This is a genomic window from Aeromonas sp. FDAARGOS 1411 (genome assembly GCF_019047125.1).
Lineage (GTDB): Bacteria > Pseudomonadota > Gammaproteobacteria > Enterobacterales > Aeromonadaceae > Aeromonas > Aeromonas veronii.
Genome location: NZ_CP077214.1, coordinates 4,170,001 through 4,195,113 on the forward strand (window position 1 = coordinate 4,170,001; position 25,113 = coordinate 4,195,113).

The following is a 25,113-nucleotide window of genomic DNA, read 5'->3' on the forward strand; positions in this document are numbered from 1 at the left end:
TGTGAGTGGTAGGGGAGCGTTCTGTAAGTCTGCGAAGGTGTATCGAGAGGTATGCTGGAGATATCAGAAGTGCGAATGCTGACGTAAGTAACGATAAAGGGGGTGAAAAGCCTCCTCGCCGGAAGACCAAGGGTTCCTGTCCAACGTTAATCGGGGCAGGGTGAGTCGACCCCTAAGGCGAGGCCGAAAGGCGTAGTCGATGGGAAGCAGGTTAATATTCCTGCACGACTTGTAATTGCGATGGGGGGACGGAGAAGGCTAGGTGGGCCAGGCGACGGTTGTCCTGGTGAAAGTGCGTAGGTGGTGTTTGTAGGCAAATCCGCAGACACAACGCTGAGACACGAGACGAACACACTACGGTGTGGAAGCCATTGATGCCCTGCTTCCAGGAAAAGCCTCTAAGCTTCAGATTACAAGTCATCGTACCCCAAACCGACACAGGTGGTCGGGTAGAGAATACCAAGGCGCTTGAGAGAACTCGGGTGAAGGAACTAGGCAAAATAGAACCGTAACTTCGGGAGAAGGTTCGCTCTTGATGGTGAAGTCCCTTGCGGATGGAGCTGTCGGGAGTCGCAGTGACCAGATGGCTGGGACTGTTTATCAAAAACACAGCACTCTGCAAACACGAAAGTGGACGTATAGGGTGTGACACCTGCCCGGTGCCGGAAGGTTAATTGATGGGGTTAGCGCAAGCGAAGCTCTTGATCGAAGCCCCGGTAAACGGCGGCCGTAACTATAACGGTCCTAAGGTAGCGAAATTCCTTGTCGGGTAAGTTCCGACCTGCACGAATGGTGTAACCATGGCCATGCTGTCTCCACCCGAGACTCAGTGAAATCGAATTCGCCGTGAAGATGCGGTGTACCCGCGGCTAGACGGAAAGACCCCGTGAACCTTTACTACAGCTTGGCACTGAACATTGAACCTACATGTGTAGGATAGGTGGGAGGCTTTGAAGGCGTGACGCCAGTTGCGCTGGAGCCGTCCTTGAAATACCACCCTTGTATGTTTGATGTTCTAACGCAGGGCCCTGAATCGGGCTCGCGGACAGTGCCTGGTGGGTAGTTTGACTGGGGCGGTCTCCTCCCAAAGAGTAACGGAGGAGCACGAAGGTTGGCTAATCCTGGTCGGACATCAGGAGGTTAGTGCAATGGCATAAGCCAGCTTAACTGCGAGACGGACAGGTCGAGCAGGTACGAAAGTAGGTCATAGTGATCCGGTGGTTCTGAATGGAAGGGCCATCGCTCAACGGATAAAAGGTACTCCGGGGATAACAGGCTGATACCGCCCAAGAGTTCATATCGACGGCGGTGTTTGGCACCTCGATGTCGGCTCATCACATCCTGGGGCTGAAGTCGGTCCCAAGGGTATGGCTGTTCGCCATTTAAAGTGGTACGCGAGCTGGGTTCAGAACGTCGTGAGACAGTTCGGTCCCTATCTGCCGTGGGCGTTGGATGATTGAAGGGAGTTGCTCCTAGTACGAGAGGACCGGAGTGAACGAACCTCTGGTGTTCGGGTTGTCACGCCAGTGGCACTGCCCGGTAGCTAAGTTCGGAATCGATAACCGCTGAAAGCATCTAAGCGGGAAGCGAGCCCTGAGATGAGTCATCCCTGACCCCTTGAGGGTCCTAAAGGGCCGTTGGAGACCACAACGTTGATAGGTGGGGTGTGTAAGCGCAGTGATGTGTTGAGCTAACCCATACTAATTACCCGTGAGGCTTAACCATACAACACCCAAGAAGTGTTCTAAGGCTTGTAGCAAATACGAACGAATTACTTACGTCAGCTTTCTCAGATTGAAGAATTTGCCTGGCGGCAATAGCGCCGTGGAACCACCTGATCCCATGCCGAACTCAGAAGTGAAACGCGGTAGCGCCGATGGTAGTGTGGCATTCGCCATGCGAGAGTAGGACACTGCCAGGCACCCAATTAAACGGTGATGTGAAAGACATGACCGGCTGCGAGGATGATACCTCAGAAGAAGCAGCAGAAGATTTAGCGAAAGCTAACCGAATGCGGAGCGGTAGTTCAGTCGGTTAGAATACCGGCCTGTCACGCCGGGGGTCGCGGGTTCGAGTCCCGTCCGCTCCGCCACTAATTTGAAGGCCTTCCCTGATGGGAAGGCCTTTTTGCTATGGGCATTTTTACCAACTTCCCCCGATGGTTGCACACCGGAACCAACACAAAGCCCGGGTTCATAACCGGGCTTTGGTATTTTTAGCGTATTAAACAGCCAGTGTTAGCATTTATCTGCAGGAAGAGAACTAAAACCCTGTCACCTCCACCATTTTCTATCTATATCAACCCCTTATCTGATGGATTACTGGCCATTTTAACTGGTTTACTTTTGGCCAAACTCTGTTCATGGCGCGCGATTAGGGTTGTATCTCGCTTATAACTCGGTAGAGTAAGGGCATCTTGAGTTTGCCTGTCCCGCGCCGAGTTTGCCGGGTTCCAGGTGTAACTTGGCCAGTTTTTATCAACCTTAAGTCAGTGGTATCGATATGGAACAAGTAAACAAGTCCACCTTCAGCGATGTACTGGAATATGTGCGTATGTCCCGTCGCCAGAACAAACTCAAGCGTGAAATTGCGGATAACGAGAAGAAGATCCGTGACAACCAGAAGCGCGTGCTGCTGCTCGACAACCTGAGCGACTATATCAAGCCGGGCATGAGCATTGATGATGTGCAGGCGATCATCGCCAACATGCGTGCCGACTATGAAGAGCGCGTGGATGACCACATCATCAAGAACGCCGAGCTTTCCAAAGAGCGTAAAGAGCTGAGCACCAAGCTGAAGGGCATGAGCTCTCACAAATAAGCGTTGCGCTTTCGCTTAAGAAACACCGGCCACTGGCCGGTGTTTTGTTATCAGCTCGGATCTCTGCCACTCCTGCAACAATCGGCTCCCCTTTTTAGAATTGCCCTGTTACCATCACTACAAAGCGGTCAATAGTTTCAAGCCATTGACTTGAAAAGACTAAGCTTGAGTGAAACACAATAAATTGCGCAACCATGGTGGGGCTGATATGGGCGCATCAGAACAGACGGATTTGACACAAGTGGCATCTCAAGATTCATCTGTCCAGACCTCGGACGGGAACCCAAAGCGCAAGCGTCGTCCCTGGTGGCGTTGGCTGTTCTGTTTTCTCTTTTTATTGTGCCTGGGGGCGGTGATCGCTCTGGTTGGCTATGAGATGAAAACCTCGAAGCTGCAATCTCAGGAGATCTCCCGCTATGCCGCCAAGCTCACCTATCAGGTCGAGCCCGGCCAGAGCAAGCAGATCGCTTTCCCTGAGGATGGCCCGTTCGACAAGCGGCTCGGCTATGTGCAACTGCCGATGATGCAGGAGCGCCTGCTGCAGCGGGGCTATGAAGTCAGCAAGCAGGTGCATTTCTCCGACGCGCTCTATGACTACGCCAGTCGTGGCTTCTTCGTGCCCTATACCGAGAAGGTGCAGGCCGGACTGACGCTGCACGATTGCCGCGCCGAGCCCTTCTATCAATTCAAGTATCCGACCCATCACTATCCGGATTTTGACTCCATTCCACCGCTCGTCATCCAGTCGCTGCTGTTTATCGAGAACCGCGATCTGCTGAGCAACGAAGAGCCGTTGGCCAACCCGGCGGTCGATTGGCCCCGTTTTGCCAAGGCCGCACTCTCTCAAGTGGGCAAGGCGCTCGATATGCAGGATCAATCTGCCGGTGGCAGTACCCTGGCGACCCAGGTGGAGAAGTATCGCCACTCGCCGGATGGCCTGACCCTGTCGCCGACCGAGAAGATCCGTCAGATGGCCTCTGCCAGCGTGCGGGCCTATCGTCTCGGGCCGGAAACCCTCGAAGCGCGCAAACTGGTCGCTTGGGCCTATCTCAACTCGGTGCCGCTCTCGGCTGCGCCAGGATATGGTGAAGTGCATGGTCTGGGAGATGGCCTCTGGGTCTGGTTTGGTGCCAATGTCGATGACGTGAACCGTCTGCTGGACCCCGCCCGCAACCAGAACGCACCGCTGGCCGAACAGGGGCTTGCCTTGCGTCAGGTGGTCTCGCTGATGATTGCGCACCGCCGTCCCTCTTACTATCTGGCTCAGGGGCGAGAGGCGCTGGCTACCCTGACCGACAGTTACCTGCGCCTGTTTGTGCAGGAGGGAATGATCACGCCACCTCTGATGGAGGCGGCGCTCAAGGCCAAGATTACGTTCCGTGACTTCCTGCAGTCCCCGGCTATCACCCGGGTGAACAATAACAAGGGGTTGCAGGTTGCCCGTACTCGCCTGAGCCGTCAGCTCGGGGTGCAGCTCTATGACCTCGACCGGATGGATCTGACCGCCGATACTAGCCTCAACATGCCGTTGCAGAACGAAGTCTCCCGTTATCTGCAACAGCTAGCCGACCCGACGTTTGCCGCTCAGGTGGGACTGTTTGGTGAGCGCCTGCTCTCGCCGGAGAAGACGGGCGATGTGCGCTACAGCTTCACCCTGTTCGAGAAGTCGCCGGAAGGGTTCAAGGTGCGGGTACAGACCGATAACACCGATCAGCCGTTCGATATCAATGAAGGCTCCAAGCTGGAGTTGGGCTCAACCGCCAAGTTGCGGGTGCTGACCACCTATCTGGAGATCGTGGCCGAGCTGCACGACAACTATGCCGGGATGCCGGTCGAGAATCTGCGCAAGCTGGCTGCCGTCTCTCAGGACAACCTCAGCCGTTGGGCCATCTCCTATCTGATGACGGCTCAGGACAAGAGCCTGCCTGTGATGCTGGAAGCGGCGCTGGATCGCAAATACTCCGCCAGCCCCAACGAAGGGTTCTTTACCGGTGGTGGCATGCACACCTTCAACAACTTCCGCCGCGAGGATAACAATCGTATTCCGACGTTGCGTGACTCTCTGCGTGAGTCGATTAACTTGCCCTTTGTGCGGCTGATGCGCGATATCGTGCGCTACAGCCTCTACAAGGAGGGCAACCGTGCCCAGTTGCTCAAGGATGACAAGGATCCACGTCGTCAGGAGTATCTGGCCAAATTTGCTGACAAAGAGGGCCAGACCTATCTGCTGCGCTTCTGGCGCAAATATCGCGGCAAGACTCCCGAGGAGCAGCTCGATACCTTCCTCGACGGTCTCAAGCCGAGTGCGGTACGTCTGGCGGCGGTTCACCGCTACCTGATGCCGGAAGCCAGCGAAGCCGCATTTGCTGCCTTCCTGGCGGAGCGGTTGCCGCGGGAGAAGCTGAGTGCGAAACGGGTCAATCAGCTCTATGTGAGCTATGGCCCGGGCAAGTATTCACTGCCGGATCAGGGCTATATCGCCCGGGTTCACCCGCTGGAGCTGTGGCTGCTGGCCTATCTCAAGGAGTTCGACAAGGCCACCTTTGCCGACGCGGTGGCGGCCAGTCGTGACGAGCGGCAAGAGGTCTACAGCTGGCTGTTCAAGACTCGCCATCGCAGTGCTCGTGACAGCCGGATCCGCACCATGCTGGAGGTGGAAGCCTTCCTCGATATCCATCAGCGCTGGGCCAAGCTCGGTTATCCGTTTGATCATCTGGTACCTTCGCTGGCGACCGCGTTGGGCAGCTCTGGCGATCGTCCGGCAGCGTTGGCCGAGCTGATGGGGATTATCCAGAATGGCGGTGTCCGCTCGCCAACTTTGCGTATCGAGCACCTCTCGTTCGCCAAGGGGACTCCTTTCGAGACCGAGTTTGAGCCGCAGCACACCGAGGGTACCCGGGTGATGCCGGCAGAGGTGGCGGCCGCCCTGCGCAGTGCGCTCTCCAAGGTGGTTGAAGGGGGCACGGCAAGACGTATCGCCGGTGCCTTTACCCTGCCGGATGGCACTGTGCTGCAGATGGGGGGCAAGACCGGAACCGGGGATAACCGGATTGAAACCGTGGGTCGTTATGGCAACGTGACCAGCTCACTGGCGCGCAACCGCACCGCGACCTTCGTTTTCTATCTGGGTGAGGATCACTTCGGTACCCTGACCGCCTATGTACCGGGTAGCCAGTCTGACAAGTTCCGTTTCACCTCGGCGCTGCCGGTGCAGGTGCTCAAGGGGATGGCTCCCCTGCTGACGCCTTACCTGCAACCGGGCTCCCATACCCAGTGTCTGGCGAACCAGTGATGCGCACGAATTACCGCTCATCACGCAGATAGCTGACCAGAAAAAACGGGGAGGCTGACAGCCTCCCCGTTTTTATTTCCTCATCGGACGCAGCAGCGCTCGATTGCGATCAGGCGTTCAGTACGAACTGCTCGATCACCTGAGCCACGCCATCTTCATCGTTGCGGGCAGTGGTGTGCTGGGCGAGCGCCTTGATCTCGTCGGTGGCATTGCCCATCGCAACCCCGAGGCCTGCGTATTCGATCATGTGGCGATCGTTGCCCGCATCCCCGACGCAGATCACCTGATCGGCGGTCAGGCCAAGGTGCTCGGCCAGTGCGGCCACGCCGGTTCCCTTGTTGCTCTGCTTGTTCATGAACTCGAGGAAGAAGGGGGCGCTCTGTACCACGGTATAGCGCTCATAGAGTTCTGCAGGCAGTCGCTCGATGGCGCGGGAGAGCTGGGGCGGCTCGTCGATCATCATCACCTTCATGATCTGCTCGTCGGCAGGCAGGGTGGCGAAGTCGATCAGATTGATCGGCATGTCGATCAGGCGGGATTCGTGCTCGGTGTAGGTGCTGACACGGGGACTGATGAGGCCCTGGGTGACCGAGAAACCATGAACGTTCACCTCCAGCTCGTCAGCCAGTTTGGCGACGGCGCTGGCGTCACTGCCGGTCAGCAGCTGGCTGCGGATGATGCGCTGATCGGCCACCTGTTGCACCAGGGCGCCGTTGTAGCAGATGACGTAGTCATGCTCTGTGGTGAGGCCGAGCTCTTCCAGATAGCGGCTCATCCCTTCCAGCGGGCGGCCGGAGGCCAGTACTACGGTTACCCCTTTAGCGCGCGCGGCGCTGATGGCGGCGTGGGTGCGGGGAGTAATCTGGCCCTGCGGGTTGAGCAGGGTGCCATCCATATCCAATGCGATCAGCTTGTACATCTCTCACTACCTGAGTCTGGGTGGCCCGCCCGGTGGGGCCAAGGAAGTGGCGAGTGTAGCGAAAATCGACGGCGGGATCACGGACGATACAGCGAGCAGTCCGTGCCGGTTGAGCTATTTGTGTCCCTCGTAAGGGGTCATCTCGAGGGTTTCATCATGGATGGTCAGACGGGTAGGGCCTCGGGTGATGGTAACCTTGCGTTTGAAGCTGGCCATCTCGACCTCGATGCCGGAGTAGAGGTGTTGGGTGGCAATGACCTCCATCTGAGCCATCAAGTTTCGCAGCTCCTCCTGGTTGGCGGTGAGCTGCTCATCGAGCTGGGCCAGCTCGGCCAGCTGATGGTCCCGGATCGGTTTGAGCTTGCGCAGGGTATCCGGATTGCGCTTGTCGCCGGGCAGTTGCAGCAACTTCATGACCAGCTCCTTGATTTTCTCCAGCTGGGCCTGACACGCCTGCTGGTGCAACTTGAGCTGGTGTTCCTGCTCCTTGTGGGTGAAGTAGCCGCCAAGGATCTGCAGCCGGGTATGGTTGGCGGCCTCGGCCCCCAGGCTGGGGGCCATGATCAGGCGATTGGCAATGCTGGTGCCCCCCAGCAGTGTGCCTTTGCGCATGTTGCTATCGCCTACCTTGATGTCTTGTCCGCTACGGGAGTAGCAGTGGCTGAGCTGGCTCTGGATCTGGATATCGCCCCCCGCTTCCAGCTGGGCATACTGGGCGTAGCTGGCGTGGATCTCCCCTTGAGCATTGAGCTGGCAAAGATACTCTCCCTGCTCGTTGCGGCGGCCAATGATGCCGTGGCGTACCGTGATGCTGCCCCCTGCCTCGATCCAGCCCCCTTCGATAAAGCCGCCAATCACGATATCACCGCTGACCCTGATCTTCATGCCCGGGTTGACGTCGCCGCTGACGATTAAGCCCCCTTCAAAATCAATGTGGCCGTGGCGGGCATCAACCTGTTTGACGCTGAGCACCTCGTCCACCTTCATGCCCGCTTTCTCCTGACAGGGCAGGCCAGCCCGACCGGCAATCAGCAGGTCGGGATCGTCGGGGGAGATGAAGGTGCCCTCGCCAGCGCTCATCGGACTGTCTTTGCCATCCTTGGCGGGCAGCTCCTGACCGGTCACGGTAAAACCGGGTACCCCGACGGTGGCCGGATGACGGCGCATCAGCGGAGCGCCTGCCTTGACGGTGACGATGGAGCCGAGATCCCGCAGGTCGACCTTGCCATGACCCAGCTCCTGCGGTTTGAGGATCCGTTCGGCCGGGGTCTCCACCAGCCGCTCATAGCGAGTGTCCTGACCATTGACGGCAGGCTGGCCGTTGGCAATCACCAGCTTGAGCTGACTGCCGGGGGCGGCCTCCTTGGCTGACTGGATGGCAGCGGTGAGCAGTTGCTCACTTACCCCCTGTTTGATTTCGCTGATGGCGATCGCCTCTTTCAGCTGTTCCAGCGTCACATACTTGCCCCCCCAGTCGGCAGTGATCTGGGCGATGGCGCTCATGCGATCCTTCTCCACTATTACGGCGAGTCGGGCATCCTGACGCTTGCCGATGGGGATGGGGTTGGCAGGGACGGGGGCGGCAGGGTTGGTGAGCAGGGTATTAAGCAGGCTGATAGCCTGTTTGATCCCCTCGGGCAGCGGCTGATAGCGGCGACAGTTGGAAGCGAGCAGCAGAGCCTGCACATCCTGTTCCGTGACAGGTTTGGTGAGACCGGCGGCAATCCGCAGGCAGACCAGTTCCATATCGCTTGATAGCAGCAACCACTCTTTGCTTAACACCGCATCTCCTTGCTGAATGAGAACGGAACGATCGGCTCGCTCCTCTACTGTCATTTAATCTCTCAATGATTAATAAAGCGAGTCACCAACCCTGAGAGTGGGCAGTATTCAGATATTTCCTCTGAATGGTCAATGAATTGAAGTCAAATCGGTGATGGCGGCCGGATAAATATGGGTTCTGTTTGGCAATGGTGTGAAAAGACAGATCGCAGCGCCAGCAACATAGGGTCGTTGGCAGGGGCGGTGGTTATCAGCTGCGCTGGGCTGTTCTGGCCAGGGTGAGGTAATCGCCGAGCACCGGCTCACCCAGCATATGGCGGCGCAGCATGTCGAGGGCGGCAAAGGCGAGGATCTTGCGGCGACTCTCCGGGTCGGGGTGGCTGACCTTGACCGTCTGACCGATGTGTTTGCCATCGGCGCTGAGCAGCAGTGGCACCCCCTCTGCGCCCTCTCGCCCTATGGTCAGTTGCAGGCCCGCATCGGCGGTCGGCAGTTGTGCCAGCTCATCGGCCAGTTGCGTACTGAAGTTGGCCTCCAGCCGGGGATGGCTGTGACAAAGCGCCAGCAGGGCGCCGCCACTCTCTCCCTCCAGCAGAGCCAGCGGTTTGCCTTGCAGCAGCTCGAGGATCTGCTGCGCCGGTTCCGTATCTCCGCTGCCAACCAGCCAGGGGCGGATCGTATCCAGCAGTCGGCGCTCGGCACTCTCCATGTCAGCGGCACTGGCGCCGTGGCCGATCAGTTTCAGCTCGATAAGGGGCATGGAGGAGCGGTAACCCAGCTCAATACCAGTTGGCCAGGGTTCAGCATCCAGCATATCGCTGAGCGCCGACTCCGAGACGCCGAAGGTGTAAAAGCGACGCAGCTCGGTATCGACTTGTGCCCCGGCCAGCTGTTTGAGGCGCGGCAGAATTTGCTCGCGCACCATCTGTTTGAACTCGAACGGCACGCCCGGGGTGAAGAAGAGCTGACTCTGGCCACTTCGCACCACAAAGCCGCAGGCGGTGCCGACCGGGTTGTCGAGGATTTCGCACCCCTGTGGCAACCATGCCTGTTTGGCATTGCTTTGTGCCATGGGGCGGCCACGGCTGGCGTAGCGCGCTTCGATGGTAGCGAGCCAGTCGGGGAAAAGGGTAAGCGGCTGGGCAAAGGCTTCAGCGGCAGCCTGAGCGGTGAGGTCGTCGGCGGTGGGCCCGAGCCCGCCACACACCAGCACCACCTCGGCGCGGCTGGCACTCTCTTGCAGCACCGTTTTCAGGTCAGCGAGGTTGTCACCCACCGTCAGGCGACGGCGCACCTGCCACCCCTGTTCCAGCAGCAGAGCGCTGAGCCAGGCCGCGTTGGTATCCACCACCAGACCCGTCACTATTTCGTCTCCGGTACTGATGATCTCGATACGCATGGCAGGCTCCTTGGATTAAACGGGTGGCAACGGTTGGCCTCGGGCCAACACAATCAGGCTTTGTTGTGCTCGAAGTAGTAGCTGATCCGGGTACGCGGATTGAGGTACTCGAACACGGCGGGTGGCAGCCGTTTGGGGTGGATCACCTTGGCGATCGACAGTTCGGCTTGCTGCAGGTCGATGATGGCCGCTTCCTGACGGGGAATGCGCGGATCGTAGACCAGCACCGAGGGGTAGAGCAGGCGGGAAGCGTTGACCGACATCACCAGCCCCACCTGACCGTTGGAGAGTTGCACCACGCTGCCGGGGGGGTAGATCCCCATCAACCGGATCAGCATGCTGAGGTACTCCGGATTGAACTGCGCCTTGCGCTGCTTGTAGAGGCCGCTCAGGGCCGAGTAGGGCACCTTGGCCTGCATGTGGCAGAGGTTATCGTACTCGTTGATCAGCGACACCATCTGGGTCAGCGGATCGAGCTGGCCACCCTTGAGCCCTTCCGGCCCGCTGCCATCGAGATATTCGTGGTGATGGAGCACGATCCCCTTCGCCTCGGCCGGGAAATCCTTGGCCAGATTGAGCAGGTCCAGCCCGTAGCGCGGGTGCTGGGCCATCAGGTTCTGTTCCGGCTTGGTGAGCGGATCGGTCTTGCGCAGGATTTGGCTCGGGATCTTCAGCTTGCCGATATCGTGGAACAGCGCTCCCATGCCGACTTGACGGATCTCGTCGGCCGTCATGCAGCACTCCTTGGCCAGCAGCATGCTGAGCACGCTGACGTTGAGGGAGTGGAAGTAGAGGTTGTTGCCATCCTCGCTGTCGGAGACCAGATGGAGCACCATCTCGTCCACCGAGAGCAGTTGCTCGGTCATGGCGTTGACCAGCTCCTGCGCCTCGCCGATGGCATTGAGGGGGCGGGACTGGATCTTGCTCATCACGCTGCGCACCTGCGCCAGCGACTGCTGGAACTGTTTCTCGCACTGCTGCAGATTGCGGCGATAGAGTTGCAACTGCTCGATGCGGCGATCCTTCTCCTGCTGCATCTGGGCCTGGCGCTGGGCGGCGTCTGCGCTCTCTTGTTGCTGAGGCTGTACCTGATTGAGGGGCTTGGGCGGAACGTCGCTCTTGTCGGGAATGATGGTGACCAGTTTCAGGCCGAGACGGCGGATCAGCTCGATCTCTTCTTCACTTTTGATCTTGAAGCTGGAAAACAGGAACGGGTGTTCGCGCCACCCCAGTGGCAGGGATACATAGTTGCCGACTTGCAGTCGATCTACGGAAATCTTGATACCGGTCATTATCTTGGAAGCAGGAGACACACTGAGCCGTATGCTAGTCAAAGGCGGGGGTGAATACAAAAGGTATCTGATGACAGGGCAGGAGCTTTATTATAGGCTTCTGGATGTCCAGACATATTTACTGATGCAGTACAGGGAGTAAGCATGCCGATCAAGATCCCGGATCAGTTACCCGCCGCCGAAGTGCTGGGGCAGGAGAACATCTTCGTGATGACGGAATCCCGGGCCGTCACCCAGAACATCCGTCCGCTGCGGGTGCTCATCCTCAACCTGATGCCAAAGAAGATTGAGACCGAGATCCAGCTGATGCGGATGCTCTCCAACTCGCCGCTGCAGGTGGATGTGGATCTGCTGCGCATCGATGACAGGGAGTCAAAGAACACGCCTCAGGCGCATCTGGAGAACTTCTATCACGACTTCGAACAGGTGCGTGGCAATAACTACGACGGCATGATCATCACAGGGGCGCCGCTCGGGCTGGTGGAGTTCGAGGAGGTGGTCTACTGGCCGCGCATCGTCGAGATCATCGAGTGGTCCCATCAGCATGTCACCTCCACCCTGTTCCTCTGCTGGGCGGTGCAGGCGGCGCTGAAAGCCTTGTATGGTATGGAGAAGCAGACCCACGGCGAGAAGCTCTCCGGGGTTTACCGCCACCATCGCCTCGATGAGCACGAGCCGCTGCTGCGCGGTTTCGATGACGAGTTTGTCGCCCCGCACTCCCGTTACGCGGCGTTTGATGGCGATCTGATCCGTGCCCAGACCGACTTGCAGATTTTTGCCGAGTCAGAAGAGGCGGGAGTCTATCTGGCGGCGACCAAGGATTGTCGTCAGGTGTTTGTCACCGGGCACCCGGAGTACGATGCCCTGACGCTGGACGGGGAGTATCAGCGGGATCTGGCGGCAGGGCTCGACCCGGCCATTCCTGTCAACTACTACCCGAATAATGATCCGAGCCGGACGCCGCGCGCCAGCTGGCGCAGCCATGGTCATCTGCTGTTTGCCAACTGGCTCAACTACTACGTCTATCAGCTCACCAGCTATCGGGTGGAAGATATCGGCAAGGTCTTCACCTACGACCAGGGAGGCAAGTAGTCAGTCGCCCTGCGCCAGCCGCTCGGCCAGCTGGTCGAGCCATTGGCGGTGGCAGGCCAGGGTAAACGCCTTGGGTCTGTGGGCCTTGATGGCGGCCATCGCCTCTTGCTGTGGCTGGCCGAGGGTCATCAGCAGCGCGGCGGCGACCAGACCGGTGCGACCGCTGCCCCCTTTGCAGTGGATGACCAGATGTTTGCCATCTCCCAGCAGCTCGCGCAGCTGTGGCAGCGCCTGTTGCCAGGCAGCCTCGAAGTCGGCATCGGGTGCCAGATCATCCTCGATGGGCAGATGGAACCAGCGCATTCCTTCGTGCTTGACCTGCTGGCCGAGCTGCGCCAGTTCGAGTCGGATCAACTCGGCGCTTGTCATCAGGGTCACCACTCCGTGGGCACCGGCCAACCGCAGTTGATCGAGCGCCAGGGTCAGCGGCACCTGCTGGGTGCCGGGGCAGGGGGTCAGCAGCAGCTGACCGTCGACACGGGGAACCTCAAGGCTCCAGAAGGGGTGATACGGGTGCATGGCGGATCCTCGCGTGGTGGCCGCAGGGCTGCGACCGATGAATGGCGCCAAGGATAGGCGGGGCAGGGGGGATGTCAATGGCCGTTGTGTTTGCCTCGGTTTACGGGCAGAGTCTAAAAAATTGAGCGGTTCAAGGAGTTAAGATGAGAAACCTGGATCAACTGGATTTGGATATCCTGGCCCATCTGTTTCGGGATGCGGGCATGACCAACAAGGATCTGGCCGCGCTGGTGGGCGTTGCCCCCTCCACCTGTTTGGAGCGGGTGCGCAAGCTGCAGCAGGATGGCGTGCTCAAGGGGGCGCACTGCGAAGTGGATTATCAGGCCCTCGGTGGTCACATTCAGGCCATGGTCTCCCTGCAGCTGGCCCGTCACAGCCGCCAGATCATCGATGCCTTCCGCGATGCCATTCTGGCGCTACCCGAAGTGATCAGCCTGTTCCACATGGGCGGCAAGGATGATTTTCTGGTGCACCTCTGTGTTTCAGATACCGAGCACCTGCGCAACTTTGTCTTCGATCACTTCACCTCCCGCGAAGAGGTGGTGCACCTCGAAACCTCGCTGGTATTCGAGCACAAGTTCAGCCGCTCCCTGCCCTGCTTTCCCCAGCCATAACGGCCAGTGGGCCGACAGTATGAATAGATAGAAAAAACCGCCAGCTGGCGGTTTTTTCCATTCTGCTATCGGCTGAATCAGTACGGGTGGCTCAATTGGCGGCGGTGCGTTCATCCTTGGCCGTCTGATAGAGACTCTTCTGATAGGCCATGCTGCCCCACAGGGCAAGACCGAGGGCATCCTCCTTCAAGGCGTCCGGCTGCGCCGCCAGAGTCAGCTTCTCGCTGGCATTGTCGTAGACATAGCCCTCTGCCGCCCGTTCCGGTTGCAGGATCACCACATCCTTGCCGCGCATCAGGGCGAAGTTCTTGTCGTACTGCATGATGGCGCGCCCCGGCCAGTCGGCGGGCATACGGGTCAGATCCTTGCCGAGCATGGGGTAGTCGGCACTGATCCCCATCAGGGAGAGCAGGGTAGGCGCCATGTCGATCTGGCTGACGATACGCGAATCCTTTCTCGGCACTATGCCATCGCCCACGATGACCCCCGGAATATGGAAGCGGGGAATGGGCACCAGACTGGCGCCACCGACCCGGCTGTCGTGGTCGGCGATGACCAGGAACAGGGTGTCCTGCCAGTATTCGGACTGTTTCGCCCTCTTGAAGAATTCGCCGATGGCGTAATCCGCATACTTGGCCGCGTTGTTACGGGTCTGTTTGGGTTGCTCGAAGAGTTCGATGCGGTTGTCCGGGAATTCGAACGGATCGTGATTGCTGGAGCTGAACACCAGACTGAAGAAGGGTTTACCCTCCTTGTGCAACGCCTTGAAGGTCTCGTCGGCCTTGGCCATCAGATCCTCGTCGGAAGCCCCCCATGACCCTTTGAACACCGGATTGTCGAAATCCTTCTGCTCGACGATGGTGGTGAAGCCATTGCCGAGGAAGAAGCTGCGCATGTTGTCGAAGTGACTCTCGCCGCCATAAATAAAGCTGGTGTCGTAACCCCGTTGTTTGAGCAGATCCGCGATGGTGAAGAAGTTGGTCTGGCTCTTGCCGAGTTTGACCACCGACTGTGCCGGGGTTGGCGTGAAGCCGGTCAGTACTGCCTCGATACCACGCACCGAGCGGGTGCCGGTGGCGTAGAGCTGCTCGAAGGCCCAGCCCTGCTGCGACAGGGCATCGATGTTGGGGGTGAGCGGCAGGCCACCGAGGGAGCCGACAAACTGGGCACCCAGACTCTCCTGCAGCAGGATCACCAGATTCTTCGGTTTACCCTGGAAGCTCGCCTGGTTGAAGGTCTGGCTGGGCAGCAGATCTGAGTTGAAATCACTGGCCGGACGGCCACTCTCCTTGCGCATGACCTCGAGCACCTTCTGCTCCGTCATCTCGCCGTAAAACTGGCCGGCATCCTCCTCGGCGCCCATCTGCTTGATGGCAAAGAAGAGGGAGTAGGCGGAGTTGACGGTGAGCGAGTTGACCAGCGGATCTTCGGCAAAGGCGACCATGGCCGGGTTCAGGGCGCGGTGGCCGAGACTGGAGCGGGCACCGAGAAAACCTATGGCCAGAATGAGCAGGGCGAAGGCCGGACGCAGATACCAGCGGGGGAAGCTGAGGCCATGCACCAGACGGCCGCTCAGCCACCAACCGCCGGCCAGCGCGGCGCCACTGAAGAGTACAGCCAGCAGCAGCTCGGCTTTGCGCCCCGCCCACAGCATGGCGAACACCTCTTTCGGATAGATGAGGTACTCCACATAGAGGCGGTTGGGGCGCACGCCATACTCGGTGACAAACGAGGGGGTGGAGATCTCGAGGAACAGCATCAGCCAGAGTCCGACGGTCAGCCAGACGCGCATCAGTTGCAGCCAGCCCCGACCGATGGCATGGGGGCCTGCCAGCAGCAGGGTGAGCATGGCGGGGACACCCCAGACCCAGCAGAGGGTCGCAAAGTCGACCCGGATCCCTTGCAGCAGCATCTCCTGCCAACCGGCCACGGCATCCACCCGTTCCAGTTGCCAGAGGCCGAGGGCGATTCGGCTGAAAGAGAGAGAGAAAAGCGCGAGCGCGCAGAAGATGGCGAAGGGCCAAAACGGGCCGAGTCGCTGTTTTAGATCTGTCATTTTTGTTCCTGAATGAGACTGTAAGCGCCTGTCCACAGACGTTTTTTACTTGTTGTGAGGTTATGACAGATCGAACGGGTTAAGGTTGCATTCAATTTTGTTAAAAGCCGGAATTAACACATTTATCATCTAAAAATGTGATGTCGCGCGCTTAATGAGCACAGCATAACCTGCTGGATAAAATGTGAGCCACAGCGCGTATGGATGGGGGATGGGTGTTTATAATTGCCGCGAATTATCTCAATCGGAGCCGAAGGGATGCCGGTCTTTATCGATGTCGAGTATGTGCGGGGATGGCGCCTGTTTCTGGTGTTATCGGATGGCACTACGGGTGTGCTGGATCTGACCCCCTGGCGAACCCAGCCGCTGTTTGCAAAGCTGGAGAGCGAGCGTCACTGCGCCCGGGTCTTCATCAACCGTCACCACCAGCTGGAGTGGCCCGTCGGATGTACCTTGTCAGCCCATGAGGTCTATCACCTCATCTCTCCCATTGATGAGCGGGAAGCCTTCAGCTAATCCCCATTTTTTGTGAGCCAACGCCAGATTCCTGTTGCTGGAATGTTTGCCCGTTTGCCTTTCTGAGCCAACTTGGGTAAAACCTGCGCAACATTTTGCCAACTTGCCTTCGCTTCACCTGACAGAGGCTTGCCGCTTTCGCGCCGCAGGCCTTTTTTGCGGCCTGACGGCAAACCTTTCCCTTGCTGAAAGGTTTGGTTGGTTGAATGAAAATAACAAAACAAACAAATACATAAGGAAAATGTATGGCTTGTCATATGCGCACACCCCTTGCCCTGCTGGTTGGTGGACTCGCCTGTCACGGCGCTGCCGGTCAGGAGTCGGTGCAACAGCTGGACCCCATGGTGGTGGTGGCAACCCGCCCGGCCAGCACACTTGAAGTGACGCTGGATCCCAAGAAGCCCGGTTCCCCCATGCCCGCTGCCGACGGCGCCGGTTATCTGAAGAATGTCACCGGCATGAGCATGGTGCGCAAAGGAGGGCTCGGTGGCGACCCTGTACTGCGGGGGATGGGGATGTCCCGCCTCAACGTGCAGATGGATGGCGGCATGCTGGCCGGTGGGTGTGGCGGCCGGATGGACCCGCCCACGGCCTATGTGTTCCCCCAATCCTTTGACCGGATCCGGGTGCTGAAGGGGCCGCAATCCCTCGAGCAGGGTGCCACCCTGGCGGGAACCGTACTGTTCGAGCGGGACAGGCCCGAGTTTACCGCACCGGGCCTCAAGGCCGATGCCTCGGCCCTCTTTGGCAGCTTTGGTCGCGATGACCAGATGGTGGATATGACGGCGGGTTCGACCGATGGCTATCTGCGCGGCCAGTTCACCCACTCCGACAGCGACGATTACCGCGATGGTCACGGTAACAAGGTGCGATCTTTCTATCGCCGCGAGAACGGCACCGCCCAGTTGGGCTGGACGCCGGGGGAGCACACCTGGCTGGAACTCACCGCCGAGCGCAGCAATGCCCGCGCCGCCTATGCGGATCGCACCATGGATGGCCCCATGTTTGATCGCGAATCCTTCGGGCTGAAGCTCAAGCAGGAGCAGATCACCACTCACTGGCAGCGCAGCGAGCTGACTCTGTGGGACAACTACATCGACCACATCATGGACAACTTCAGTCTGCGGCCAAACAGCGGCATGAAGATGCTCTCCAACCCGGATCGCCGCAACACCGGCGGTCGCTGGGCCAACGACATCGCCTTGCCAGCAGACTGGCTGCTGACCGCCGGGCTCGACAGCAACCGGGACCAGCACCGCAGTCGGAGTGGGGTCGACTATGCCACCAAGGATCGTCAGCGCACCCTGCGTTTCGAGCAGCAGGGCGGCTTCGCCGAACTGGGTCGTCAGCAGGGGGCTCACAGCTACAAGGGCGGTTACCGCCAGGATAGGGTAGAGACCACCCGCTATGGCGCCGGTGAACAGACCCTCTACAGCGATACCCTGAGTCTGAACAGCGGATTTGGCCGCTACGAGTACCAGTGGTCGCCCCGCTGGTCCAGCTATCTGGCCTGGGGGCAAGCGGAGCGGGCGCCGGACTACTGGGAGCGCAGCAAGGACAGCACCCCGTTCACCCTCAACCCGGAGCGTAGCCGCCAGTGGGATGCGGGGTTGGCCCTGCGCAGTCGCGAGCTGGACCTGACCCTCTCCCTCTTTAGCGCCGATATCAAGGACTACCTGCTCTACAACAGCAAGTCGAACAAGGTGCGCAATATCGATGCCCAGACCCGGGGTGGCGAGCTGGAGGGGCGCTGGCAGTTTGCCGAGCAGTGGCGTCTCGATGGTGGTCTGGCGGTGGTCTACGGCGAAAACCAGAGCGACAACAAGCCGCTGGCCCAGATGCCGCCGCTTGATGGCAAGCTGGCGTTGGGCTGGCAGCCGGACGAGGCGCTGAGCTTTACCCTACTGGGGCGTGCGGTGGCGGCGCAGGATCGGGTAGATCTCTGGTCCGGTACCGTTGCGGGTCAGGATCAGGGGGAGACTCCGGGCTTCTTCACCATGAACCTGAGCAGCGCCTGGCAGTTTGCCAAGGGGTGGCAGCTCTCGGCCGGGGTGGACAACCTGTTCGACACCTTCTACTACGAGCACCTCTCCAAGTCGGTGCACGCCAGTCAGGCCGGGTTGGGCTATGAGCAGAGCGGCCGCATCCCCGAGCCGGGCCGTTCCTACTGGCTCTCTGTCAACTACCGCTTTGCCTCGGCCGGTGTGCTCTAACCAGTTGAGTCAGATAACGTTTTCAGTCACAGACACCGCTGTGTGAGCATCGCTATCATGGTGAAAAACAGGCGTATCAGACGCCTGCTCTCACAGCGGGAACATAACAATGAAACAGGGAACGTTACGCTATGGCGGCCTGCTCGGGGCCGCCCTGTTACTTGCGGCTTGCGGCGGCAGCGGTAGTTCAGGTGGGGAGAGTTCTCCCCCCGTCGTCAATCCGCCGGTCACCCACCCTCCGGTCGCCACGGCCAGTCGTGCCTGCTATGGCGACGATCAACCCGCCTGCAACCTGCGCATCTATCAGGTAATGGTGGAGTCGTTTGCCGATGGTGACGGCAGTGCCAACTACGGCGTCGGCTATGGCCCCTCCCAGCACAACGGCGATCTGCAGGGGATCATCGACAGTCTCGACCACATCAAGAGTCTCAACGTCAACGCCATCTGGCTCACCCCGGTGTTCGACTCCTGCGCGGGGCAAGGCGGCGATAACAAGCTCGATGCCACCGGCTACTTCGCCTGCGACTTTTTCACCGTGGATCCCAACTTTGGCAGCAATGCCAAGCTCAAACAGCTGGTGGATGGGGCGCACCAGCGTGGCCTCTATGTCTTCCTCGACGGGGTGTTTGGCCACGTCAACAAGGTGGGGGTGAGCAAGCCCTCGCCAGAGGGGCGTCAGCCAGCCCTCACCAGCGGCGGTGCCGGCTATCCGGGTCAGCTGGTGGATTACAGCAAGCCGGAGAGCCTCGCTTACTTCAAGGAGGTAGCCCGCTACTGGGTCGAGCAGTACGGCATCGACGGATGGCGCCTCGATCAAGCCTATCAGCTTGGGCTGGATGATTGGCGCGCCATTCGCAGCGAGGTGGAGCAAGCCAGCGCAGCGCGCAAGGCGGCAGGGCAGCAGTGGGGCACCCTTGGCTACATGGTGGGCGAGGTGTGGAAGGGGGCTGACGACATTCGCGCCCAGGCTTACGGCAGCAGCGACAATCCGGCGCTCTCCTCGGCCTTTGACTTCCCGTTGCGTTACGGCATCGTGCAGGCACTGGCGGTGGAGGAGTCCGGCAAGGGCGGGCAGGGGGCCAGCGTGCTCGACGCCAGCTGGAACAAGGTGGAGAACTACCCGAATCACGCCATGCCGAACCTGATGCTGGGCAACCACGATCTGGTGCGTTTTGGTGATCTGCTGGAGCGTGGCAATTTCAAGTCGACCGAGTACTGGCAGCGCCACAAGGCGGCCTTCAGCTTTATGGCGGCCCGCTCCGGCCCCATCACCTTCTACTATGGCGAGGAGTTTGGCGACGAGGTGCCGGGCTTTGCCGCCAAGGCTGGTGGTGACTGCGCAGCGCAGGGCTTGTGCGACGATCATGTGGCCCGCAGCGATGGCAAGGTGCCCGCTGTCACCGGTTTTGTGCCAAGTAGCGAACAGGCCGAGCTGAAAGAGTGGCTGGCCCAGCTGCTGGCGATGCGTGCCGCGCACCCCGCTCTCTATCAGGGAGAGCGAGTCAAACTGGTGGCCGAGGGCAGTCTCTATGGTGACATCAAGCAGACGGCGGGGGAGCAGATAGTCTACCTGCTAAACCTCTCCACCACGGCGCTCAGCTACAACCTGCCGACGGGCAAACTGCGCAGCGGCAGCACGCTGGTGGATCTGCAAAGTGGCGAGAGTCTGGCTATCGGCGGCAGCAGCGTAACGGTGGAGATACCGCCCTTGAGCGGGCGTTTCCTGCGTCTGCAATAAGTCAGCCACAGCACGCTTTGATATGAGAGAGGGCCCCGTCGCGGGGCCCTCTCTGTCATTGTGGGTGACAAGGTCATGGCGGGGTTATACGGTGGTCTGGCCCCGGTTTTCCAGCCGCTGGCGGAAGGCGCGGGCCAGTCGCTCGTAGAGATCCTGCGCCTCCTTGTCTTCGATATCGCCGCGGATCCAGGGGTTGTCGACTATCTCCAGCAGCACGCAATCACGCCCTTGCTGGCGCAAATCGAGCCCGTAGAGGCCATTGCCGAGCTGATGCACGGCACGGCGGGCGGTCTGCAGTACCCGTTCCGGCACCTCGTTGAGTGGCAGCGCCTCGATGCGGCTCATGTCGAGGGGGTGCTTGCGGCGGCGAATACGATTGCCGGGTTCGGGCCGGTAGCGGCGGCAGGCAAACAGCGGCGAGCCGTCGAGAAAGCCGATGCGCCAGTCGAACTCGGCGGGGATCCGGCTCTGCACCAGCAGCAGGGCGGAGCGGCCCAGCCCCTCGTCCAGCAGGCGGGCCAGCTGTTGCTCGTCGCTGGCCATGGCGAGATCGCGCCCCTGTGCCCCGTCGGGCACCTTCACCATCAGCGGCAGGCCGAGCCGCTGTACCAGCTCATCCACATGGTGGCGGCCGCGGCGGGTGACCACCATGGTGGGCGGCATGGGCACGCCGCTGCGCACCATCAGCTCGTAGAGGTAGAGCTTGTTGCTGCAGGCGAGGATGGCGCGGGAGCTGTCGATCACCGGCATCTTGAGCTGTTCGGCACGGTGGGCAAATTCGAAGGTGTAGTGGCCGACCGCGGTTTCGGCACGCAGCCAGAGGGTGTCGAACTCCGGCAGCCGCTCGATGGCGGACGGTGGCAGGATCTCGGCCCGGATCCCCTGGGCGGCAGCTGCCCGGATAAAGCGCTCCAGCGCCAGCCCGTCACTGCTGGCACGGCCATCATCGGGATCCACCAGAATAGCGAGCTGGTAGAGCGGCGCCGCCTGCTCCTCATCGCCGGTGCCCACCAGCGCCTGGGCGTGGTGCAGCATCAACTCTTTCTCGCTTGGGCTCAGCGCCAGTGGCGACAGGCTCTGCTGCTGGCGCACCGACCAGCCGTGGCGGCCGCGCTTGAGGGTCAGCTCCTGCAGCGGCAACTGGCTCAGGCCATAGTAGTAGCGGGCCAGCCCCGCCAGCTCGCTCTGTTCACACTGGCCGAAGATGGCGCGGACTCTAATCCGATCCTCGCTCTGCTGGGCCAGCCACCCTTGCGCCTTGCGCCACAGCTTGGCCGGTGGCTGCTGGGGTTGCAGTCGGCTGATGGCCTGCAGACCCGGCAGGCAGTGGTGGCCGCGGGCCTGGGCCAGCAGCGAGCAGTAGTAGCCTGCGCTCAGGTGCTCCAGATTGCGGCAGAGGTTGATGATGCGGGGTCGGCCGCCGGTAGTCGGCACGCCATGTTGCAGATAGGTGCGGGCGGTCAGCAGATAATCGGCATGGCAAGGCCAGTCGCCCAGCTCTTCGACGATGACATAGGTACTCATATTTTCGGCTCCACAGATCAGACTGCCTGAACAGGCAGGATCCCCAGTGGGCTTCGATGCACCGACAAGCACGACAATGGCGCGAGGGGAAACAAGAGGTTACAGTGCCTAATATGACGCCTTGGTAACTTGTGATACAAGTCGCATTTTTGGTGCTGAGGATAAATAACTGAACAAGGACTCCCCGTGTTGACCGTACGTGCGGCCCGAACCGATGATCTGGGCGCCATCGTTAATCTGGAACGCTACTGTTTTCCCCCCGAAGTCGCCTTTGGCCGCAGCCGCTGGCACTATCTGCTGGCCCACGCCAAGGGGCGTACCCTGTTGCTGCTGGACGAGAAACATCAGCTGATGGGCTATCTCTGCCTGCTGGAGCACAGAGGCTGGGATCGGCTGGTCATTCAGGCGCTGGCCATCCGCTGGACAGTGCGTCGTCTGGGCTGGGCCCGCCGTCTGCTGGAGCAGGTGATCCGCGAGGGCAAGGCCGCTGGCTGGGGGGCGATTCGCCTCGAAGTGGGGGATGCCAACGCAGAGGCGCTGGCGCTCTATCAGGGATTGGGATTTCGTCCCCAGCAGCGGCTGGCGGACTACTATGGCCGCGACCAGCACGCCCACCGGCTGGTGCTGCCGCTGGTGAGCGACGAGGAGCGTGAGCGGCGCAGAGTGGCTCGCACTCAGGCGCGCAAGCCCTCTGCACAGGCCAACTGATCATGTTGAACGAGCAGAATCGAGGAGCAGGATGAGCTGCGACAACTGTCTTGCCACCGCCATCAGGGCCAAGCTGGGGCGCTGTCCGGTCTGCGCTGGCCAGACCTTCGTCATCGGCCTGATTGGCTGGCTGGTCTGGTGGTGGTGCGGCGCCGACACCTCGGTCAACGCTCTCACCGGCCTGCTGTTTGCGCTGGGTGGCTCGGGCCTGTTGCTGCTCCATCTGGTGGTATTTGTCTGGCGCAAGGCGACCGGACGTGAATTGAGCGATGAATGAATCTGAATAGATTCAAACAGATAAATAACAATATCGGTGTAGATATGGAGGTTCAGATGATTGCAATGGTAACGGGCGCCTCGTCCGGTTTTGGTGAAGCCATCAGCCGCCAGCTGGTGCAGGCGGGCTACAAGGTGATCGGTACCGGTCGCCGCGCCGAGCGGCTCGCTGCGCTGGCGGACGAGTTGGGCGAGCAGTTCCTGCCGCTGGCGTTCGACGTGCAGGACAAGGCGGCTACCCGCGCCGCTATCGCCGGCCTGCCAGCCGCCTGGAACGAGGTGGATCTGCTGGTCAACAACGCCGGTCTGGCGCTGGGGCTGGAGCCGGCTCATAAGGCGGATCTGGAAGATTGGGAGCAGATGATAGCCACCAACATCAGCGGTCTGACCCTGCTCACCCGCTTGCTGCTGCCGGGCATGGTGGCGCGCAATCGCGGCCATGTCATCAACATCGGCTCCATCGCCGGTACCTACCCCTATCCGGGCGGCAACGTCTACGGCGCCACCAAGGCGTTTGTGAAGCAGTTCAGCCTCAACCTGCGTGCCGATCTGGCGGGCACCGCCATCCGCGTCACCAACGTGGAGCCGGGCCTGTGCGGCGGCACCGAGTTCTCCAACGTGCGCTTCCACGGTGACGACGCCAAGGCGGCCACCGTCTATCAGGGGGTGGAGGCTATCCAGCCGGAAGATATCGCCAATACCGTGCTCTGGGTGAGCCAGCAACCGGCCCACGTCAACATCAACAGCATCGAGATCATGCCGGTGGCCCAGACCTTCGGCCCGCTCAATATCAGCCGTCGCTGATCGCTGCATTGGTTGAAACAAAGAGGCTCCCGTGGGAGCCTCTTTGCGTTGGCGAGCCGGTCACAGGCTCATGATCTTCTTGAACTCTTCCGGCGAGTACTTCTTCTCGGTGCGCTTGGTGAGATCCGTCATCAGCTTGTAGCGCAGCGCTTTGGCCATCTGATAGGTCTGCTCCAACTGGCCATAGGAGTAGTCGGCGGCCAGCCCGATGGCGGTAGCTTTGTCGCTGGCGTAGGCCTGTTTCAGGCTCTTGTCGAGCAGCGCTACCTCCTTGTAGAGCTTGCGGCTCTCTTTGCTCCAGACGCCGCGCAGTAGCGGCAGGTACTTGTCCGGATCGGCGCTGGCCAGCGCGGTCAGGCTGCGGAACTGCCAGTAGGCGGAATCATCGGAGTAGCTGTCGCTACCGGTGTGATAGGGCAGGGGGTAGGATTCTAGGGTGTTGTAGAGCGGCACCATCACAGATTCGGCCAGCACGCCGTAGCTCTGCCAGATCAATCCCTGCAGCTCTTTGGGCATCTCCTTGCGCAGCTGGATGACGTGGGATTCCAGCTGGCGATCGACCCGGATCGGCCGCTCCGCCTTGCCCGCGAGCGGCGTGCCCTCATAGGTGGCGCTCAGCAGCCAGGCCACGTCCGGCACGGCGATGGGGGCATCCGGCTTCATAAACAGCGGATATTGCGCCTGCCGGGTCGCTTGTTTGTGGGAGGCCGTCAGCATGTTCTGGCCGAGCCACTCCCGATCCACGTTGTAGGGATCGGCAATCACCCCGAACGCCTTGGCGAAGTTGAAATCTTTCGGGTCGGCGTTATCCAGCAGTTTGTGCTCGCGCACGAACTCCAGCAGCTTGGGCGAGTGCAGCACATCGGCGCTGTCGAGATTGACGCCGTGGATTCGCAGGCCGTTGGCCACCATGGCGTAGCTGTCGTCCGGCACCCGCACTGCGATCCAGTGGTGGCCGGAGCCGATCTCCATCAGCCAGGCCTCGTTCACATCCGCCAGATAGAGGCTGTTGCCCTCACCGGCGCCATATTGCTCCACATAGTGGCCAAGCAGCTCGACCCCCTCTTTGGCCGTCTTGGCCTGCGGCAGGATCAGGGTCGGGATGATAGCTTCAATCACTCCCTTCTCGATCAGCGGATCTGCTTTCTGGGCCTTGTCGTTGACCTCGGCACTGGTGGTGGCCGAAATGGCGACGTTGAACTCGTTGATGCCGCGCTCCTCGTAATACTTGCCGTCCGGGTCGCTGGACGTCGCATCCCAGTCACGAATGGCTGAGTAGGCGAAAAACGCCTTTGGCATCGGCACTTCCAGCCCGTTGCCCAGTTTCCAGAGTTTGCCCTCGTTCTGCTGCGCGGGCCGGAAGGCGAGGTACTTGTTCCAGTTGTTGACGCCAAAATCCTCGTTTCTGGCGATCATCACGCTGCCATCGGCACTGGCCCCCTTGCCGACGATAAGACCGGTACAGGCGTCGGCACTGGTGCCAAGCAGGGTGAGCAGGGTGGCGGAGAGAAGACTCAAGGTGTGTTTTTTCATAGGTGTACCCGAAGGG

Annotated in this window: 19 protein-coding genes, 1 tRNA gene and 2 rRNA genes (1 of these 22 only partly in view); 13 read left to right on the forward strand and 9 right to left on the reverse strand. The window is 60.3% G+C overall.

The window, feature by feature from the left end; all coding sequences use genetic code 11:
* The 5 genes from I6L41_RS18975 to I6L41_RS18995 form a co-directional block, all read left to right on the forward strand.
* A 23S ribosomal RNA gene (locus I6L41_RS18975) occupies nucleotides 1-1,725 on the forward strand (it extends 1,165 nt beyond the left edge of the window).
* 81 nt (nucleotides 1,726-1,806) lie between these two features.
* A 5S ribosomal RNA gene (gene rrf / locus I6L41_RS18980) occupies nucleotides 1,807-1,921 on the forward strand.
* A 94-nt stretch (nucleotides 1,922-2,015) separates the two neighbouring features.
* Nucleotides 2,016-2,092: transfer RNA gene (locus I6L41_RS18985), tRNA-Asp, on the forward strand.
* Nucleotides 2,093-2,502: 410 nt separating this feature from the next.
* Nucleotides 2,503-2,820, forward strand: a complete 318-nt coding sequence (tmaR, locus tag I6L41_RS18990) for a PTS system regulator TmaR (protein WP_005336024.1) — start codon at nucleotides 2,503-2,505, stop codon at nucleotides 2,818-2,820.
* Nucleotides 2,821-3,028: 208 nt separating this feature from the next.
* A complete protein-coding gene (locus I6L41_RS18995) occupies nucleotides 3,029-6,112 on the forward strand; it encodes a transglycosylase domain-containing protein (protein ID WP_216960630.1) in 3,084 nt (1,027 codons plus the stop codon).
* 109 nt (nucleotides 6,113-6,221) lie between these two features.
* Here the strand turns inward: I6L41_RS18995 and yidA are convergent, their stop codons facing one another.
* From yidA to I6L41_RS19015, 4 genes are all read right to left on the reverse strand, one after another.
* The gene (yidA, locus tag I6L41_RS19000; RefSeq protein ID WP_216960632.1) at nucleotides 6,222-7,031 is read right to left on the reverse strand and encodes a sugar-phosphatase; all 810 of its coding nucleotides are present in this window, start codon (nucleotides 7,029-7,031) and stop codon (nucleotides 6,222-6,224) included.
* Between the two features lie 114 nt (nucleotides 7,032-7,145).
* The gene (locus tag I6L41_RS19005; protein WP_216960634.1) at nucleotides 7,146-8,813 is read right to left on the reverse strand and encodes a DUF342 domain-containing protein; all 1,668 of its coding nucleotides are present in this window, start codon (nucleotides 8,811-8,813) and stop codon (nucleotides 7,146-7,148) included.
* A 250-nt stretch (nucleotides 8,814-9,063) separates the two neighbouring features.
* On the reverse strand, nucleotides 9,064-10,212 hold the full coding sequence (locus I6L41_RS19010) for a CinA family nicotinamide mononucleotide deamidase-related protein (RefSeq protein ID WP_216960637.1): 1,149 nt from the start codon (nucleotides 10,210-10,212) through the stop codon (nucleotides 9,064-9,066).
* A 53-nt stretch (nucleotides 10,213-10,265) separates the two neighbouring features.
* Nucleotides 10,266-11,504 (reverse strand): DUF3391 domain-containing protein, encoded by a 1,239-nt coding sequence (locus I6L41_RS19015; protein ID WP_204419726.1) that lies wholly within the window; start codon nucleotides 11,502-11,504, stop codon nucleotides 10,266-10,268.
* Between the two features lie 144 nt (nucleotides 11,505-11,648).
* Between I6L41_RS19015 and metA the strand changes: the two genes are divergently transcribed.
* Entirely contained in the window at nucleotides 11,649-12,596 is a 948-nt protein-coding gene (metA, locus tag I6L41_RS19020) for a homoserine O-succinyltransferase (protein WP_042053667.1), read from the forward strand.
* Here metA and I6L41_RS19025 read toward each other — a convergent pair whose 3' ends face one another.
* Entirely contained in the window at nucleotides 12,597-13,115 is a 519-nt protein-coding gene (locus I6L41_RS19025; RefSeq protein WP_216960640.1) for a cyclin-dependent kinase inhibitor 3 family protein, read from the reverse strand.
* Nucleotides 13,116-13,258: 143 nt separating this feature from the next.
* Between I6L41_RS19025 and I6L41_RS19030 the strand changes: the two genes are divergently transcribed.
* Entirely contained in the window at nucleotides 13,259-13,729 is a 471-nt protein-coding gene (locus tag I6L41_RS19030; protein ID WP_005336001.1) for an Lrp/AsnC family transcriptional regulator, read from the forward strand.
* Nucleotides 13,730-13,820: 91 nt separating this feature from the next.
* Here the strand turns inward: I6L41_RS19030 and I6L41_RS19035 are convergent, their stop codons facing one another.
* Entirely contained in the window at nucleotides 13,821-15,785 is a 1,965-nt protein-coding gene (locus I6L41_RS19035) for an LTA synthase family protein (RefSeq protein WP_216960642.1), read from the reverse strand.
* A 258-nt stretch (nucleotides 15,786-16,043) separates the two neighbouring features.
* On the opposite strand from I6L41_RS19035, the gene I6L41_RS19040 reads away from it, so the two are divergent.
* Nucleotides 16,044-16,301 carry a DUF2442 domain-containing protein gene (locus I6L41_RS19040; RefSeq protein WP_005335997.1) on the forward strand — a complete coding sequence of 86 codons (258 nt, stop codon included), beginning with the start codon at nucleotides 16,044-16,046 and terminating at the stop codon, nucleotides 16,299-16,301.
* On the opposite strand, the gene I6L41_RS19045 is transcribed toward I6L41_RS19040, so the two are convergent.
* Entirely contained in the window at nucleotides 16,298-16,558 is a 261-nt protein-coding gene (locus tag I6L41_RS19045) for a hypothetical protein (protein ID WP_127006022.1), read from the reverse strand. The two genes, I6L41_RS19040 and I6L41_RS19045, sit on opposite strands and share 4 nt — an antisense overlap.
* Here I6L41_RS19045 and I6L41_RS19050 point away from each other — a divergent pair.
* Both I6L41_RS19050 and I6L41_RS19055 read left to right on the forward strand, forming a co-directional pair.
* Nucleotides 16,547-18,514, forward strand: a complete 1,968-nt coding sequence (locus I6L41_RS19050; RefSeq protein ID WP_216960644.1) for a TonB-dependent copper receptor — start codon at nucleotides 16,547-16,549, stop codon at nucleotides 18,512-18,514. The two genes, I6L41_RS19045 and I6L41_RS19050, sit on opposite strands and share 12 nt — an antisense overlap.
* Nucleotides 18,515-18,623: 109 nt before the next feature.
* The gene (locus tag I6L41_RS19055; protein ID WP_216960646.1) at nucleotides 18,624-20,252 is read left to right on the forward strand and encodes an alpha-amylase family protein; all 1,629 of its coding nucleotides are present in this window, start codon (nucleotides 18,624-18,626) and stop codon (nucleotides 20,250-20,252) included.
* 84 nt (nucleotides 20,253-20,336) lie between these two features.
* On the opposite strand, the gene I6L41_RS19060 is transcribed toward I6L41_RS19055, so the two are convergent.
* Entirely contained in the window at nucleotides 20,337-21,776 is a 1,440-nt protein-coding gene (locus I6L41_RS19060; protein WP_111901505.1) for a RimK family protein, read from the reverse strand.
* A 186-nt stretch (nucleotides 21,777-21,962) separates the two neighbouring features.
* Between I6L41_RS19060 and I6L41_RS19065 the strand changes: the two genes are divergently transcribed.
* The 3 genes from I6L41_RS19065 to I6L41_RS19075 are packed head-to-tail and all read left to right on the forward strand — an operon-like array spanning nucleotide 21,963 to nucleotide 23,564.
* Nucleotides 21,963-22,484, forward strand: a complete 522-nt coding sequence (locus I6L41_RS19065; RefSeq protein WP_069526949.1) for a GNAT family N-acetyltransferase — start codon at nucleotides 21,963-21,965, stop codon at nucleotides 22,482-22,484.
* A gap of 31 nt (nucleotides 22,485-22,515) precedes the next feature.
* Nucleotides 22,516-22,761: a DUF3624 domain-containing protein gene (locus I6L41_RS19070; RefSeq protein ID WP_005363187.1), complete on the forward strand. Its 246-nt coding sequence runs from the start codon at nucleotides 22,516-22,518 to the stop codon at nucleotides 22,759-22,761.
* 56 nt (nucleotides 22,762-22,817) lie between these two features.
* Nucleotides 22,818-23,564, forward strand: coding sequence for an SDR family oxidoreductase (locus tag I6L41_RS19075; protein WP_216960648.1), 747 nt, complete (start codon nucleotides 22,818-22,820; stop codon nucleotides 23,562-23,564).
* Nucleotides 23,565-23,624: 60 nt separating this feature from the next.
* Here I6L41_RS19075 and I6L41_RS19080 read toward each other — a convergent pair whose 3' ends face one another.
* Entirely contained in the window at nucleotides 23,625-25,097 is a 1,473-nt protein-coding gene (locus I6L41_RS19080; protein ID WP_216960650.1) for a C69 family dipeptidase, read from the reverse strand.
* Between the last annotated feature and the right edge of the window lie 16 nt (nucleotides 25,098-25,113).

Coding starts and splice junctions, on each gene's coding strand:
- tmaR (WP_005336024.1), top strand. CDS start 2,503: ATGGAACAAGTAAACAAGTCCACCTTCAGCGATGTACTGGAATATGTG.
- I6L41_RS19015 (WP_204419726.1), bottom strand. CDS start 11,504: ATGACCGGTATCAAGATTTCCGTAGATCGACTGCAAGTCGGCAACTAT.
- I6L41_RS19010 (WP_216960637.1), bottom strand. CDS start 10,212: ATGCGTATCGAGATCATCAGTACCGGAGACGAAATAGTGACGGGTCTG.
- I6L41_RS19025 (WP_216960640.1), bottom strand. CDS start 13,115: ATGCACCCGTATCACCCCTTCTGGAGCCTTGAGGTTCCCCGTGTCGAC.
- I6L41_RS18995 (WP_216960630.1), top strand. CDS start 3,029: ATGGGCGCATCAGAACAGACGGATTTGACACAAGTGGCATCTCAAGAT.
- I6L41_RS19055 (WP_216960646.1), top strand. CDS start 18,624: ATGAAACAGGGAACGTTACGCTATGGCGGCCTGCTCGGGGCCGCCCTG.
- I6L41_RS19060 (WP_111901505.1), bottom strand. CDS start 21,776: ATGAGTACCTATGTCATCGTCGAAGAGCTGGGCGACTGGCCTTGCCAT.
- I6L41_RS19035 (WP_216960642.1), bottom strand. CDS start 15,785: ATGACAGATCTAAAACAGCGACTCGGCCCGTTTTGGCCCTTCGCCATC.
- I6L41_RS19050 (WP_216960644.1), top strand. CDS start 16,547: ATGGCTTGTCATATGCGCACACCCCTTGCCCTGCTGGTTGGTGGACTC.
- metA (WP_042053667.1), top strand. CDS start 11,649: ATGCCGATCAAGATCCCGGATCAGTTACCCGCCGCCGAAGTGCTGGGG.
- yidA (WP_216960632.1), bottom strand. CDS start 7,031: ATGTACAAGCTGATCGCATTGGATATGGATGGCACCCTGCTCAACCCG.
- I6L41_RS19040 (WP_005335997.1), top strand. CDS start 16,044: ATGCCGGTCTTTATCGATGTCGAGTATGTGCGGGGATGGCGCCTGTTT.
- I6L41_RS19045 (WP_127006022.1), bottom strand. CDS start 16,558: ATGACAAGCCATACATTTTCCTTATGTATTTGTTTGTTTTGTTATTTT.
- I6L41_RS19080 (WP_216960650.1), bottom strand. CDS start 25,097: ATGAAAAAACACACCTTGAGTCTTCTCTCCGCCACCCTGCTCACCCTG.
- I6L41_RS19030 (WP_005336001.1), top strand. CDS start 13,259: ATGAGAAACCTGGATCAACTGGATTTGGATATCCTGGCCCATCTGTTT.
- I6L41_RS19070 (WP_005363187.1), top strand. CDS start 22,516: ATGAGCTGCGACAACTGTCTTGCCACCGCCATCAGGGCCAAGCTGGGG.
- I6L41_RS19075 (WP_216960648.1), top strand. CDS start 22,818: ATGATTGCAATGGTAACGGGCGCCTCGTCCGGTTTTGGTGAAGCCATC.